The sequence below is a fragment of the Pseudomonas alliivorans genome (assembly GCF_017826695.1).
GTDB lineage: Bacteria > Pseudomonadota > Gammaproteobacteria > Pseudomonadales > Pseudomonadaceae > Aquipseudomonas > Aquipseudomonas alliivorans.
The window spans coordinates 147,722-161,765 of sequence record NZ_JAFFZW010000011.1; the positions used below are offsets into that span (position 1 = coordinate 147,722).

At 57.8% G+C, this 14,044-nt stretch carries 14 protein-coding genes and 1 pseudogene; 9 read left to right on the top strand and 6 right to left on the bottom strand.

The window, feature by feature from the left end; genetic code table 11:
* Positions 1-10: 10 nt before the first annotated feature.
* From JTJ32_RS26560 to JTJ32_RS23240, 4 genes and pseudogenes are all read right to left on the bottom strand, one after another.
* Complete coding sequence (locus JTJ32_RS26560; RefSeq protein ID WP_004887921.1) at positions 11-136, bottom strand: hypothetical protein; 126 nt, start codon at positions 134-136, stop codon at positions 11-13.
* 76 nt (positions 137-212) lie between these two features.
* Complete coding sequence (locus JTJ32_RS23235) at positions 213-1,691, bottom strand: chemotaxis protein CheW (RefSeq protein WP_210043438.1); 1,479 nt, start codon at positions 1,689-1,691, stop codon at positions 213-215.
* Entirely contained in the window at positions 1,688-2,281 is a 594-nt protein-coding gene (locus tag JTJ32_RS26855; RefSeq protein WP_408004623.1) for a methyl-accepting chemotaxis protein, read from the bottom strand. Before JTJ32_RS26855 ends, JTJ32_RS23235 begins: the two co-directional genes overlap by 4 nt.
* A gap of 33 nt (positions 2,282-2,314) precedes the next feature.
* Positions 2,315-3,820 (bottom strand): annotated as a pseudogene (locus JTJ32_RS23240) (PAS domain S-box protein); the annotation flags it as partial.
* Positions 3,821-4,595: 775 nt separating this feature from the next.
* On the opposite strand from JTJ32_RS23240, the gene JTJ32_RS23245 reads away from it, so the two are divergent.
* A complete protein-coding gene (locus JTJ32_RS23245; RefSeq protein WP_099226548.1) occupies positions 4,596-4,778 on the top strand; it encodes a con-10 family general stress protein in 183 nt (60 codons plus the stop codon).
* A gap of 218 nt (positions 4,779-4,996) precedes the next feature.
* Positions 4,997-5,548 (top strand): ATP-dependent Clp protease proteolytic subunit, encoded by a 552-nt coding sequence (locus tag JTJ32_RS23250; RefSeq protein WP_210043441.1) that lies wholly within the window; start codon positions 4,997-4,999, stop codon positions 5,546-5,548.
* On the opposite strand, the gene JTJ32_RS23255 is transcribed toward JTJ32_RS23250, so the two are convergent.
* Positions 5,539-5,913 (bottom strand): hypothetical protein, encoded by a 375-nt coding sequence (locus JTJ32_RS23255; protein WP_236059411.1) that lies wholly within the window; start codon positions 5,911-5,913, stop codon positions 5,539-5,541. The two genes, JTJ32_RS23250 and JTJ32_RS23255, sit on opposite strands and share 10 nt — an antisense overlap.
* Before the next feature lie 626 nt (positions 5,914-6,539).
* Here JTJ32_RS23255 and cyoA point away from each other — a divergent pair.
* The 6 genes from cyoA to JTJ32_RS23285 all read left to right on the top strand — a co-directional run bounded on the left by cyoA (position 6,540) and on the right by JTJ32_RS23285 (position 12,993).
* Positions 6,540-7,451: a ubiquinol oxidase subunit II gene (gene cyoA / locus JTJ32_RS23260; RefSeq protein WP_099226546.1), complete on the top strand. Its 912-nt coding sequence runs from the start codon at positions 6,540-6,542 to the stop codon at positions 7,449-7,451.
* A gap of 1 nt (position 7,452) precedes the next feature.
* The gene (gene cyoB / locus JTJ32_RS23265; protein WP_210043442.1) at positions 7,453-9,426 is read left to right on the top strand and encodes a cytochrome o ubiquinol oxidase subunit I; all 1,974 of its coding nucleotides are present in this window, start codon (positions 7,453-7,455) and stop codon (positions 9,424-9,426) included.
* Positions 9,427-9,428: 2 nt separating this feature from the next.
* Positions 9,429-10,043, top strand: a complete 615-nt coding sequence (cyoC, locus tag JTJ32_RS23270) for a cytochrome o ubiquinol oxidase subunit III (RefSeq protein ID WP_099226544.1) — start codon at positions 9,429-9,431, stop codon at positions 10,041-10,043.
* A gap of 1 nt (position 10,044) precedes the next feature.
* Positions 10,045-10,383: a cytochrome o ubiquinol oxidase subunit IV gene (cyoD, locus tag JTJ32_RS23275; protein ID WP_099226543.1), complete on the top strand. Its 339-nt coding sequence runs from the start codon at positions 10,045-10,047 to the stop codon at positions 10,381-10,383.
* A gap of 94 nt (positions 10,384-10,477) precedes the next feature.
* A complete protein-coding gene (locus JTJ32_RS23280; protein ID WP_210043443.1) occupies positions 10,478-12,667 on the top strand; it encodes a GAF domain-containing hybrid sensor histidine kinase/response regulator in 2,190 nt (729 codons plus the stop codon).
* A gap of 98 nt (positions 12,668-12,765) precedes the next feature.
* Entirely contained in the window at positions 12,766-12,993 is a 228-nt protein-coding gene (locus JTJ32_RS23285) for a hypothetical protein (protein ID WP_210043444.1), read from the top strand.
* On the opposite strand, the gene JTJ32_RS23290 is transcribed toward JTJ32_RS23285, so the two are convergent.
* Positions 12,990-13,190, bottom strand: a complete 201-nt coding sequence (locus JTJ32_RS23290; RefSeq protein ID WP_236059417.1) for a DUF2934 domain-containing protein — start codon at positions 13,188-13,190, stop codon at positions 12,990-12,992. The genes JTJ32_RS23285 and JTJ32_RS23290 overlap by 4 nt on opposite strands.
* A gap of 408 nt (positions 13,191-13,598) precedes the next feature.
* On the opposite strand from JTJ32_RS23290, the gene JTJ32_RS23295 reads away from it, so the two are divergent.
* Positions 13,599-13,946 (top strand): hypothetical protein, encoded by a 348-nt coding sequence (locus tag JTJ32_RS23295; protein WP_210043446.1) that lies wholly within the window; start codon positions 13,599-13,601, stop codon positions 13,944-13,946.
* The last annotated feature ends 98 nt before the right edge of the window (positions 13,947-14,044 follow it).

A 14,044-nucleotide genomic window follows, 5' to 3' on the forward strand; every position in this document is an offset into this window, starting at 1 on the left:
AAGACAGGTTTCAACAGACACCAGGCGGAATGCCGTCCTTATTGAAGTCCTTGAGCCGCTCCTTTTCCTCGGGCGTCGAGTGCGCAGGCACGTCGTCGCGAGGTTCCGGTTTCTTTTCGTCTTTCTTGTCGGTCATCGTCAGATGCTCCACTCGTGGCTGTCAACGTAAGGCCACGCGCGCAGCATTCGGTTCAGATTGATTCGCCCTCGCATCAAGCCACTGCGCGTTGCTGCACGCCGTGTTCCAGTTGCCTGGCCACACCCTGCAGGTCCAGCAGGGTCAAACGGCAACTGCGTTCAGGGCTGCCGACACTGACCAGTGAGCGCGCCCGATCATTGACCGAAATCTCCTTGCCCAGATTGGTCTGCCACCCCTGCTCGAGCATCGCTGGATCGAATTGATTGAAAGCGTCGATAGAATCCACCCGGCTGACCGCAAAGCCGAAGCACAGCCGCTCGCCGCGCACGATCAGTACCCGCGACGCCTCGGTGCGCTCGGGCGAGTCCTCTCCCAGCAGGCTGCTCAGGCAGATCAACGGCACCTGCTCGCCGCGCAGATTGAACTGACCCAACAAATGCGTGGAAGGCTGGGACAAACCAATCAACTGCCGTGGCATGGCGAGAATCTCGACGATCTGGCTCAACGGCGCTACAAAACGGGTCGGCGCATCGAAGAGCAGACAGGCGTGGCGCAACATGGCCTTGGTCACATCGTGCGAGGCCTGTGCGGGCTGCACATCATTCTGGTAGACCTTGGTGTAACTCGTGACTTCAGGGCGCTGCAGCAATTGCGGGTGGTCAAGCAACAAGGCCTGCTCGCCCTCCTGCAGATTCATCACGCCTGCAAACAGCTCAGGGTGCGGCAGGCCATAGCCAGGCACCGCCAATAGACTGTCCGGGTCCTGACGATGGATCGCCACCATCCGGTCATAGCCAAACCCGCAGACCCGCCCGTCCGGTGCCGTCAGCATTAACAGCTGCGGTTTTGTGGTTTGACGCTGGTGATCCAGCCCCAGCACCTCGGAAAGGTTCAACGCCGGAACTTGGGTGCCGCGCACCGACGTCACGCCGAAACAGCAATCGCTGCCGAAATCCGACGCGCTGATGTCGGGCTCGTCAACCAGTTCGGTGACCACACTCGCATCGATACAGAAATGGCGCCCGTCGCATTCGAACACCAGGTAATGAAGCAGGCGATGCTTGGCGGCCTGGGCTTCTTCCTTGAGCAATTGCGCATGCTGATCGGCGGCAAACATCACCCCCGGCAAACCGGCCAGCACTGCCAGGTCCAGCTTGTAGATCATGCGCGACTCTTCGGTGTTCAACAGCAGTTCAGGCAGCAGTCCACCGCTGGCTCCGCCCTGGCCGATGGCGCAGAACTGCGATTCGCGAGCCTTGAGAATGTCGCACACGGCATCGATTGCCAGCCCCAGATAACCGCCGCTGAACTTCAGAATCGCCACCAGCGGTGTCGGTGCCGAGCTGTTGGCACCTTCGGCCAATTGACTGCGCAGATCCACCAACGGCACCGGTTTGCCACGCAACGTGAAGACGCCCAGCAGCACGCCGCGCGTCAGCGGGTGCGCCTGAAGGTCGGTCGGCCAGTGCACCGCTTCCATCAGCGCGTCGGCGATGACCGCCAGGTAGGTGCCGTTGATCTGCACCACCCCGTAGGCATTCATACCGCTCATGCAGATTGTCCGACGGACACCTTGTCCAGCCCCTCGGTGTTGCTGTTCGAATTGGTCTTGTGGAGTTCGATGATCAGCGATTCGACCTCCTGGGCAGACACACGCTGCTTCTCGGTGGCAGTGTTGATACCGTCAATGGCCTGAGTGGTTTGCATAACGCCTTCGACGATGTGCTCGAATGCCTCGCCGGCGCTGCGGGAAATCTCGTTGCCCGACTCGATCCGGCTGACCGTTTCCAGAATCAGTTTGTTGATTTCCTTGGTGGCGCGGGACGATTTCTCGGCCAGCTTGCGCACCTCGTCCGCCACCACGGAGAAGCCCAGGCCATGTTCACCGGCGCGTGCCGCTTCGATGGCTGCGTTGAACGCCAGCATGTTTGTTTGACTGGCGATCTCACTGATCACCTGAACGATGTCCTGGATGCCTTCCGCCGATTTGGCGATCATGTCCATCGCTTCGGACGCTTTGCCCAGCGTCTGTGACCCACGGCTGGCCTGGTCGCGGGTCAGACGTGCCAGCCCGGTGGCCGTGTCCGTGCTCTGGGCCACATAGGCAATCGCGTTCATGAGCGCCTTGACCGATTCACCCATCGCTACGGTCTTGGCCTCGATGGCCTGTTCGATTTCGACCTGACGGGTAATGTCGGTGGCGAACTTCACCACTTTGAACGGTTTGCCTTCATGGTCGAAGATCGGGTTGTACGTTGCCTGAATCCAGACGTGCTGGCCATATTTGCTCAGACGCATGAAGCGTCCCGAGAAGAACTCGCCCTGCCCCAGCCCATGCCAGAACTCACGGTATGGCGTGCTGCGCACGTATTCCTCTTCACAGAAGATCCGGTGGTGCTGGCCCTTGATCTCCTGCATGCCGTAACCCATCGCTTTGAGAAAGTTAGGGTTTGCAGTGAGGATATTGCCGGCCATGTCGAATTCGATGACCGCCTGGGCGCGATCGATGGCGGTGACCTTGCCCTTGTCCTCGACACTGCTTTCTTTGGCATCGGTCACGTCGAGCGCGAACTTGACGATCTTGTAGGCTTTGCCCTGGGCATCGAAAATCGGATTGTAGGTGGCTTGAATCCAGATCTCCTTGCCGTCCTTGCGCCGACGTTTGTATTCGTTGGCGTCATATTCGCCACGGCCAAGTTTCTCCCACAGCTCACGGTAAGCCAGGCTGCTGACGAACTCTTCGGAGCAGAACATGCGGTGATGCTCGCCCACTACTTCGTTCAGATCGTAGCCAAATACATTCAGAAAGTTACGGTTGGCCGTCAGCACCTTGCCGGTCAGGTCGAACTCAATCACTGCCTGGGAACGCTCGATGGCGGTCACCTTGCCTGCCTGTTCGGCCTGACGCGCACGGCTTTCCGTCACATCGTTGGCGAACTTGACGATCTTGTAAGGACGGCCTTCGGGGTCGAAGATCGGGTTGTAGGTCGCGCTGATCCACAGCTCGCGCCCATTCTTGCCCAACCGCTTGTATTCGCCGGAATCGTATTCCCCCCGCTCCAGCTTCGCCCAGAACGCCCGATAGGCCGGGCTGTTGAGGTATTCGTCATCGCAGAACATACGATGGTGCTGGCCCTGCACTTCGTCGAGGCGGTAACCCAGAATCGACAGGAAGTTTTCGTTGGCGTGGAGCACCCGGCCGTTCAGGTCGAACTCGATGACACCCTGCGAACGCTCGATGGCGGCAACCTTGCCTTCGTATTCGGCATGGGTCTTGCACTGATGAGTGACGTCAGTCGCGAACTTTACAATCTTGACCGGGTTGCCGAGCTCGTCCAGCACCGGATTGTAGGTCGCCTGCAGCCAGATTTCCTTGCCGCCCTTGCCCAGTCGTTTGTACTGACCCTCGTCGAACGTACCCTTACCCAACTTTTCCCAGAAGGTCGCGTATTCGACGCTGGACGCGTAGTCGGGCGTGCAGAAAATGCGGTGATGCCGACCCTGGATTTCATCGAGTCGATACCCGACACAATCGAGAAAGTTGGTGTTGGCCCGCAAGATATTGCCTTCGAGATCGAATTCGATCATCGCTTGCGACCGATCAATGGCCGTCATCAGCGAGTGGAGGTCCAACTGCACCCCGGTCATGTCCTTAGGGGTACTTACAGTTGTGGTCGACATGGAAAAATGCTCTGAGAGTCAAACAGTTATCAAAAGGGTGCTGCGTATGGGTGTCAGCAGAACAGGCAAACGGTCTTCGCCGCGTGAGACATTGCCGCCGGAAGGCATCCATGGGTAATCGTATTTCTCAATCCGTTCGATAGCGCTTCGGGGCTCTGCCGAGGAAAAGGCGTTGCGTACAGGTGCCTGATTGCTGATACAGATTGCGCCACGAGCCATTAGTTCGCCACTACCGATAATCTGGAAGCAGGCGCCGTGCCTCAGGAAAAAAACCACATGACCAAAACCACCGTACCGGTCCATGCAAGGGTAAGCAGGAAGGAAAGCCCTGCGAGACGCGGATCCATGAGTCCCCCGGACCTGACAAAAACAGCGTGTGGAAAAAAGCGAAGCCCTGCATACGCGTAACAGAGCCAGCCGGATCATAGGACCCCGCACTATTTTTCATCGGTGCCTGAAGCAAACCCGTGACATGGATCAAGGGGCTCGATCAATCACCGATGAGACAGAGGTGTCCAACAGCGTTCGGTCCGGATACTCGCAACTAACAATAAACGAATCATTGCATTTCCAGCCTGTTCCAGATGTGACCAAAACTGTACAACCCAGGAAGAAACAAGTGACTTTCTGTACAAAACTTTTACAACTACCGCCATTGATCAGCCGATAAAAAATAGCAAAAACATTTCAGGCATTACACCAATCCGAAGAAGTGTCCTTACTCAAAAAATGGACACACAACCTCAAGAATCTTATTTGATACTGGAGAGCCATCATGACCACAGGTAACAAGAACCCGGGCAACTTTGCAAACGATCGGGAAAAAGCGTCGGAAGCTGGCAAGAAGGGAGGCCAGTCCTCAGGTGGCAACTTTGCCAATGACCGGGAAAAAGCGTCGGAAGCCGGTCGCAAAGGTGGACAAAAGAGCCATGGTGGCGGCCGCCAATCCTCGGAATAGATAGAATGACGCATACCGGTTGAATGCATGGCGTCCGACATGGACGACATTCAGCACGTCACACGTTGTTCAATCGCCTTGCGGGGGAGACGAACGCTCCCCCGCACTTGTATGTCTGTGAGATCGGTAGCAATAGCGCAGCCTGATAGTTCGACGGTGCCTTGGGTGCCGACATAACGTACTGAGCTTGCGTTTTTACCACGTCCAAGGATGCGCACATGACTTTGCACATCATCAATTTCACCGGCCCGATCAACGCCTCGACCTGCGGACAGCTCATTGAAAAGACGTCGCTGGCCATTCAGCGCGAGGCCTCGGAACTGACCCTCAACATCGCCACCATGGGCGGTGAATGCAGTTATGGTTTCACGCTCTACAACTTTCTCGTGGCGCTGCCCATCCCTGTCCATACGCATAACCTGGGCACAGTGGAGTCAATGGGCAACATTGTCTTTCTGGCAGGACAGCACCGCACGGCGTGCCTGCACAGCAAGTTCCTGTTTCACCCGTTCCACTGGCATCTGCACGGCTCGGTGGACCATTCACGCATGTCTGAATACGCGATGAGTCTGGACTACGACCTGCAACTCTATTCGCGCATCGTAGCGGAACGTACTCACCAGGCCGACGAAGCGCTGGAGACCGAAAAGTACCTGACCGCTGCCCCACGTATCCTCGACCCTGCACAGGCGCTGGCCACAGGCATCATTCACGCCATCGAGCCCGTTCGATTACAAGGCGAATTCGTCATCCATGGCATCTACTCCTGATCGGGCCATGACCGGGTCACGCCCGGCCTGACCTCAGGCGCGTCGTCATCGTCGTCATCCTCGCGGTCCGCACGGTCCGCCACGCGCAGGCGTCCGGATTCGCCCCCGGCGATGCGCTCCGCCTGATCGATACCACGCTTCATGGCATCGGGCACGGTCCATTCGGCACCCGGCAGTTTCGTCGTGCGCCTGGCCACCGTATGCCCATCCTCTCCCATGACGCAGACGACCAGTTCGATCGTGCCCTCCGGCAGCTGGCGGGCGCAGACATTAGCCGTGCAACCGTTTTCAAGATGTCGATCATAAGACTTCTCGGTCACCAGACTTTCAGACTTTGCAGGTGAGGTCTTATTCTTGTTAAACATATAACCCTCCAGAAAACACCACGATGAATCCATCCCAGGAAGACTCTGAAACACTCATAAAGCATATGGTGTGTCGCCCATCCTTTACGCATGAAGCGACAAAAGGTCACGCGCCGTTTCGCTTGTAATACCGTTTATCCTGTTTTCAGCGCTTGCCTAAAACCAATGCCTATCCCGCACTTCAAACGCACAAGCCAGTTCAGACGTCGGTTTAACGAGAAAGTGATAAACGGTGCATCTAACCTGCCGAGAAGAGGTGCAAAATGTCGACGATTGACCAGCCTTGTAAACAGTCCTGCGCTCACTATACCCCTGCCGACAAGACAGGCCATGTATATGAGCGAACTTCGGACGACGCGGGCAATGATACGTATAAAGAAAAACGCCCTGAACGACAGAAACAGTCACCCACGAATGACTACTGGGAATATGGTGATCATTCAGTAGAACCGGAAAACAGGCGCTCCTGACAGCCGATGAGTTCTGCGTTCAGCCGTCACGACAGTGAAACAGCATGTGCAAGTAACACTTAAAAGCGTGCCAGTCTCCATCGCAGGCTTTGCAACGTTCAGACCACGAAAACGTGTTGCACTCCCCGTTCAACCCTTGCGTGAGGTAGAGCGTCAATGCGAACGATCAAGTCTTGTCTGCTGGCGCTGTTCGTCGCCCTGACGCTGTCCGGCTGCAACTGGGTAGTGTTCAATCCCAGAGGCCAGATAGCCCTCGAGCAGCGCAATCTCATTATTCTGTCGACTGCCTTGATGCTCATCGTGGTCATTCCAGTGATTGTCATGACCTTCCTGTTTGCCTACCGGTACCGGGCGACCAACAAGAAAGCCAGATACTCGCCGCGATGGGCCAGCTCGCACAAGATCGAGGCCGTCGTCTGGGGCGTTCCGCTGATCATCATTATCATTCTGGGCTGGGTCACTTGGGTTACGACGCACAAGCTCGATCCGTATCGCCCGATCGAATCCGACAACCCGCCGCTCAATGTCCAGGTCGTCGCCATGGACTGGAAGTGGCTGTTCATCTACCCGGATCTGGGCATCGCCACGGTGAATGAGCTGGCCATGCCGGTGCATACGCCGGTCAGCTTCACGGTCACCTCGGACGCGGCCATGAATTCGTTCTTCATTCCCGCGCTGGGTGGACAGATCTACGCCATGGCCGGAATGCAGACCAAACTGCATTTGATCGCCAACGAACCGGGTCAGTACCGGGGCTTTTCCGCCAACTACAGCGGGCCGGGCTTTTCCGATATGCATTTCAGCACCCTCGCCACGACACCCGCCGACTTCGAAGCCTGGGTGGACAAGGTCAGAGGCATTTCCCGAACGCTCGATCAATCTTCCTACAAGACCCTGGCCATACCGACCCACGGCTACGACATCACCTACTACTCCACGGTGGACCAGCGGTTGTTCAAGACCATCGTCGACAAGTATGAGGGCATGAACAAGGCCGGACGGACCGGACCGGAGCCTGTAGCTGCCGAAGACGCCGATGACCGGAATACGCTGACGAAGGAGCGCTGAGATGTTCGGAAAACTGTCCTGGGATGCCATCCCGCTGCACGAACCCATCATCATGTACACGCTGGGGGTCGTCGCTCTGATCGCCATCGGCATGGTCGGCTCGATCACCTGGAAAGGCCAGTGGGGTTATCTGTGGCGCGAGTGGTTTACGTCGGTGGATCACAAGAAGATCGGCTGCATGTACATCATCGTCGCACTGGTGATGCTGCTACGCGGATTTTCCGACGCCATCATGATGCGCACCCAGCAGGCCATGGCGGCCGACGGCGGCCCCGGCTATCTGCCGCCGGAGCACTATGACCAGATATTCACCGCCCACGGCGTGATCATGATTTTCTTCATGGCAATGCCGTTCATGGTCGGTCTGATGAACATCGTGGTGCCGCTGCAGATCGGCGCACGTGATGTCGCCTACCCGTTTCTCAACGCGCTGAGCTTCTGGCTGTTCGTGGTGGGCGCGGCTCTGGTGAACATATCGCTGGGCGTCGGCGAGTTCGCGCGCACCGGCTGGGTGGCGTACCCGCCGCTTTCGGAACTGGGCTACAGTCCGGGCGTCGGGGTCGACTATTACATCTGGTCATTGCAAGTGTCCGGCATCGGGACGCTGCTGACCGGGCTCAATTTCTTCGTGACCATTCTCAAGATGCGCACCCAGGGCATGACGCTGTTCAAGATGCCGGTGTTCACCTGGACCTCGCTGTGCACCTCGATCCTGATTCTCGCTGCCTTTCCGATCCTCACCGCAACGCTGTTCATGCTCACTCTGGACCGCTACCTGGGCATGCACTTTTTCACCAGCGAAGCGGGCGGCAACCCAATGATGTATGTGAACCTGATCTGGGCGTGGGGGCACCCGGAGGTGTATATCCTGATCCTGCCCGCGTTCGGCATCTTTTCGGAAATCGCCGCCACCTTCAGCAGCAAACGCCTGTTCGGCTACAAGTCGCTGGTCTGGGCCACCATCGTGATCACTGTGCTGTCGTTCATCGTCTGGCTGCATCACTTTTTCACCATGGGCGCAGGTGCCAACGTCAACGCATTCTTCGGCATCATGACCATGATCATTGCCGTGCCGACGGGGGTGAAGATATTCACCTGGCTGTTCACGATGTATCACGGCCGGGTGCGCTTCGAGACGCCAATGCTCTGGACCATCGGCTTCATCGTGACCTTCAGCATTGGCGGCATGACCGGCGTGTTGCTGTCGGTGCCCGGTGCCGATTTTCTATTGCACAACAGCCTGTTTCTGGTCGCCCACTTTCATAACGTGATCATCGGTGGCGCGGTATTCGGTTACATGGCCGGGCTCACCTACTGGTTCCCCAAGGCATTCGGATTCAAACTCAACGACCGGCTTGGACGCATCTCTTTCTGGTGCTGGATCGTCGGCTTCTATTTCGCCTTCATGCCGTCCTACGTGTTGGGCTTCATGGGCATGACCCGACGCCTCAACCATTTCAACAACCCGGAATGGGCACCCTGGCTGATGCTAGAACTGATCGGCGTGGCGATCATCCTGTGCGGTGTGGCCGGGCAGTTGCTGCAGTTGTTCGTCAGCATCCGCAATCGCCACAAAACCCGCGACACCACCGGCGATCCGTGGGACGCAAGGACCCTGGAATGGGCAACGGCCTCCCCGCCTCCGGTCTACAACTTCGCCGAACAGCCCAGGGTCGATGACCTGGATGCCTACTGGGGCATGAAAGAGCGCGGTGTCAGCACGCTCAGCCATACCGATTACCGGGCCATCCACATGCCGCGCAACACCTCCGCCGGTCTGATCATCAGCGTCTTTGCGCTGATCTGCAGCTTCGCGCTGATCTGGCATATCTGGTGGCTGGCGGCGTTCGGGTTATTGGCGTCGGTGGTCACGCTGATCGTGCGCAGTAACGACGATGACATCGATTACTTCATTCCCGCACGCGAGGTGGCCGAGATCGAACAGGCACGCCTGAAAGAGCTGGAGGAGGCCTGATCATGTCGAACATCGTGATCGAAAAGGACATTGCCCACAGCCACGAGCAGGGACACGAAGATTCGGGATCGCTGACCGTTTTCGGGTTCTGGATCTACTTGATGACCGACTGCATCCTGTTTGCGACGCTGTTTGCAGGCTATGCGGTCCTGCGTGACAGCGTCGCGGGCGGGCCGTCCACGGTCGATATTTTCGAGTTGCCGTATGTGCTCACCGAAACCATGTTGCTGTTGTTCAGCAGCATCACTTACGGCTACGCCATGCTCGCGATGAACCGGGATGACACCTCCAGTGTTCTGCGCTGGCTGGGGCTGACGTTCGTGTTGGGGCTGGGGTTCATCGCGATGGAAATCAACGAATTCCATCACCTGATCGAGCAGGGTCACGGCCCTGACCGTAGCGCGTTTCTCACGGCTTTCTTCACCCTGGTCGGCACCCACGGCGCTCATGTTCTGACGGGGCTGGTGTGGATGGCGGTGCTGATCGGTCAAGTCTACTTTCGCGGCCTGACGACCACCAACGCCACACGCCTCAGTTGTCTGAGTCTGTTCTGGCATTTTCTCGACGTGGTCTGGATCTGCGTGTTCACCGTCGTCTACATCCTCGGAGTGCTCTGACATGTACACCCAAAGCCCCGTTCGCAGCACCGCCGGCACCAGCCTTGGCAACAACCGTTCGTACCTGGTCGGTTTCATTCTCTCGGTGGTGTTGACGCTGATTCCATTCTCGCTGGCCATGTACCCTGCACTGCCGCGCATAACGACGGTATGGCTGGTGGTTCTGACGGGCATGATTCAGGTCGTCGTGCACCTGAAATTCTTTCTCCATCTGGACACCGCCGTCGAGCAGCGCTGGAACCTGAGGGCCCTGATCTTCTCGGCGGTCATCATCGTCCTGCTGGTCGGCCTGACGCTGTGGATCATGTTCAGCATTCACCACAATATGCTTGCTCACTGACACGCCCGACCATGAAGAGCGTTCGAACCGGATCATCGGGGATTTTTCATCACCGCGCAGAGAGCCGTTCAGAGGTCGGCCGCACCAGACGCCTATGAACAGATTCGAACGGGGACAGGCACTGCTGCGCCAGCGCCGGGTGCTGGCTGAGTTCGGTGAGTTGGCATTGATCAGCCCGGACCTGGATGTGATTATCGATTCTGCGTGTGCCAAGGTCGGCGAAGCGCTGGGTACCCATCTGGCCAAGTTCGTCCAGATCACACCCGACCAACGCGAGTTCTGGGTTCGCAACGGTGTCGGCTGGACGCCGGGAATTGTCGGTAAGCTGAAAGTGCCGCTGACAAAAGGCAGCCCTGAGTGGTATTCGCTGAGCACGAACCAGCCCGTCATCTCGACCGATGCACTGCAAGACAACCGATTTCGTCTGCACTCCTTCCAGACTGACAACCAGGTCAAGGCGTTCGTCAATGTCATTGTCTACGCGCCGCACGACCAGCGGCCGATCGGTATCTTCCAGGTCGACAGCCGCGTGTCGCGGGCCTTCAGTGACAGCGATGTCGATTTTCTGCGCAGCTATGCCAATCTGATTGCCGGCTGCTTCGAGCGGTTCAGAATCACCGACGCGCTCAAGGCCGCCGAAGCGCGACTGCGTGAAAGTGAACGGCAATATCGCATTGCCGTGCAGTTGAATCCGCAGATTCCATGGACGGCGGATGTCGACGGCACCATCACCTCACTGGACCATCGCTGGTCGGACTTTTCCGGTGTGCTGCGTGAACGAACACCTGGCCAGGGGTGGCGCCAGGCTGCACACCCTGACGACATGCCCATGATCATCCAGCACTGGCAGCAGTCGGTCGCAACGCTGCAACCCTTCGATGTTCAGGCAAGACTGCGCAAAACCCAAGGCGAATATCAGTGGTATCGGGTCAGGGCGTTCCCTGATCTGGACGAAGCGGGTTTGTGCCGCCAATGGTACGGCACGATAGAGGACGTCAACGAGCGGGTTCGTCTGGAATCGGTGCTGCGCCAGTGGAATGACCGGCTGGAAGAGCGTATCGCCGAGCGAACTCAGCAACTGCAGCAGGAGCAGCGTGAGCGCGAGGCGGCCGAGGCAAAACTGCGACAGAGCCAGAAAATGGAGGCCGTCGGTCAACTCACCGGCGGTATCGCCCACGACTTCAACAACTTGCTGGGCAGCGTGTCTGCCAGCCTTGAGTTGATGCAGCTGCGTATGGACAGCGGGCGTTTTGCCGAGGTCGGCAAGTACCACGCATTGGCGCTGTCAGCGGTCAAACGCGCCGCCGCCCTGACAGCCCGACTGCTCGCTTTTTCACGCCTGCAACCGCTGGAGCCTCAGGTGCTCGATCCCAGCGCGGTGGTCGCCAGCATGGAGGACATGATCGTTCGCACCATGGGGCCGAAGATTCAGGTCGTGTGTCGGTTGTGCAATGAAGGGCGTATCAACTGCGATCTCAACCAATTGGAAAACGCACTGCTCAACCTGTCCATCAACGCCCGCGACGCGATGCCGAAGGGTGGCACGCTGACCCTCAGCACGCAGCGTATCGAGCCGGACGAAGAACTGGCACGCGCAGAGGATCTGCAGCGCGTCCCCTACCTGCTGATCTCGGTCGCCGACACCGGCTGCGGGATGAACGAGGAAGTGCTGCGCCGGGCGTTCGATCCATTCTTCACCACCAAAAAACTCGGCCAGGGCACAGGCCTGGGGCTGTCGATGATTTATGGATTTACCCGACAGTCTGGCGGGCAGGTGCGTATTCAAAGCGTCATGGGCCAGGGCACTACGGTCAATATGTACTTTCCGCAAGACCAGCGAGGCGTCGAGAAACGCACTGACCTGCACGATGCGGCCATACCTGAAAAGGCCGGCCAGGGGGAAGTGATCCTGATTGTCGATGACGAGACCGGCGTGCGTGAAATTGCCGCTGAACTGCTCATCGAGCAAGGCTATGAAGTTCATCAAGCGGCGGATTGCCTGTCGGCGCTTGAGCAGGTCAAAAAGCTCGACACCTTCGATCTGCTGATCACGGATATCGGACTGCCCGGCCCCATGAACGGTATTGCCCTGGCACAGCAACTGACATCGACGCGCCCAGACCTGAAAGTGCTGTTCATCACCGGATACGCCGAGGCAGAAGGCATTACCGAAGGCCAGTCGCTGGGCAAAGTGCTGTCCAAACCCTTCAGCCTCGCCGAGTTCTCCCAGACGGTGAAAGGCATCCTGGGCAAAAACCACGGCCCTGCAAACACGCGCGGTTGAGCCCGCTCATCAGTCCCGCGTTGCAGATCAACATGGGAGTACGTGGGACATGCCGCCCCGTAAAAACCGCTCCTCCGCCACGCACTGGTCACTCGTCCATGTCGATTGAACTGTGCGACGGGCCTGGGCATCCCATGAATGTCCAGATCGACACAACAAGAGAAACAGCCATGCACATCCCTGCCCGTTTCGAGTTTCATTACGTCCAGAACGGCGTGAAAAAGAGCGTGACCATTCTGACTGAAAGGCTCTTCAAGAAGCCCGCGACACTGCTGAACGGTCCCGCTCCGGCCGTCATGGTCCAGAAGCAAAGACGCGTTCGCTAGCGCTCCGGCATCGCAGCGTCCGGCTCGATGCCCTCTGTTGCGTCGAGCATGTCGGCGCCGGACGACTTATGCTGCGCTTCCAGTTGCTCACGGGCTCGATGCCAGTACTCGGCTGGCAGCAGATTTCCGCCGCCCTCACGCCCATCGGCTTCCCACAGTTCATAGGCTTTTTTACGAATTTCGTCTTCTTCTACCATTTTCAATACCCCTCCTGTCAGACAGATATTCCAGGCCCATGCCGGGCCTCTTCAAGCTGACCCGGCACGTCCACAGAAGTTGTGCCCTCACGACAGGAGGCCGACCGCCGGGTACCTCGGCCATCCCCCGTCCTCGAAAGTCCCCGATGACCGACGGTAATACTGCATCTCGTCAGAATACCGCTCGTGCCCTTCACCTTCCGATTAAACGAACTTGTACTTTTTACGGCAGCCATATAAAAAGATGCACCCGCGATATCATAAGGCCACCTAATACTTTTATATTAATGAACCACCCACGATCACCGCATTACCGTTGTGCCTGTAAGCAAGGACTTCTGCCCGCTGGCAAACAAGAACAATGATGCCGATCAAGGAGATGATCGAACAGTACGACCCGGAGTTACCATGAACAACAGATGTAAAATCGTGCCGTTTGCTCTGCTGGAGCGACTGGCAAAGATCGATAAGCTGCCCTGCCCCGATCAGTCGGCGGCCGTCCAGGAGCTTCGCGACTTGATCTCCAGCCCCACTCATCTTCCGCTTGATGACGACCTGCGTTATATCCTGGGCAGAGCGAATTTCAGCTGCATGTCCATTGCGCAGGGCCTGAGGCTGTTGGGATACGAGATCCCGGAGAACTCCGAAGACGAACAGGCGGTGGCCATTCACTGGATGCTGTCGCATTACCTGCGAGACCCCGCCAACTGGCGCCAGAACGCCTCGGAGGAGTTTCACTCCAAATCCGAATGTTGAAGCCGCCTCCGGCTGGCGCTGCGCGGATGTCTGATACGCTTGAGGCCAAGATCACCCGATCGACATGATCTTCACTGGCGAGGCACTCATGGTCACGT

Coding starts and splice junctions, on each gene's coding strand:
- JTJ32_RS26560 (WP_004887921.1), bottom strand. CDS start 136: ATGACCGACAAGAAAGACGAAAAGAAACCGGAACCTCGCGACGACGTG.
- JTJ32_RS23285 (WP_210043444.1), top strand. CDS start 12,766: ATGTCGATTGAACTGTGCGACGGGCCTGGGCATCCCATGAATGTCCAG.
- JTJ32_RS23250 (WP_210043441.1), top strand. CDS start 4,997: ATGACTTTGCACATCATCAATTTCACCGGCCCGATCAACGCCTCGACC.
- JTJ32_RS23295 (WP_210043446.1), top strand. CDS start 13,599: ATGAACAACAGATGTAAAATCGTGCCGTTTGCTCTGCTGGAGCGACTG.
- cyoD (WP_099226543.1), top strand. CDS start 10,045: ATGTACACCCAAAGCCCCGTTCGCAGCACCGCCGGCACCAGCCTTGGC.
- cyoB (WP_210043442.1), top strand. CDS start 7,453: ATGTTCGGAAAACTGTCCTGGGATGCCATCCCGCTGCACGAACCCATC.
- JTJ32_RS23290 (WP_236059417.1), bottom strand. CDS start 13,190: ATGGTAGAAGAAGACGAAATTCGTAAAAAAGCCTATGAACTGTGGGAA.
- cyoA (WP_099226546.1), top strand. CDS start 6,540: ATGCGAACGATCAAGTCTTGTCTGCTGGCGCTGTTCGTCGCCCTGACG.
- JTJ32_RS23255 (WP_236059411.1), bottom strand. CDS start 5,913: ATGTTTAACAAGAATAAGACCTCACCTGCAAAGTCTGAAAGTCTGGTG.
- cyoC (WP_099226544.1), top strand. CDS start 9,429: ATGTCGAACATCGTGATCGAAAAGGACATTGCCCACAGCCACGAGCAG.
- JTJ32_RS23235 (WP_210043438.1), bottom strand. CDS start 1,691: ATGAGCGGTATGAATGCCTACGGGGTGGTGCAGATCAACGGCACCTAC.
- JTJ32_RS23280 (WP_210043443.1), top strand. CDS start 10,478: ATGAACAGATTCGAACGGGGACAGGCACTGCTGCGCCAGCGCCGGGTG.
- JTJ32_RS23245 (WP_099226548.1), top strand. CDS start 4,596: ATGACCACAGGTAACAAGAACCCGGGCAACTTTGCAAACGATCGGGAA.
- JTJ32_RS26855 (WP_408004623.1), bottom strand. CDS start 2,281: ATGGGTGAATCGGTCAAGGCGCTCATGAACGCGATTGCCTATGTGGCC.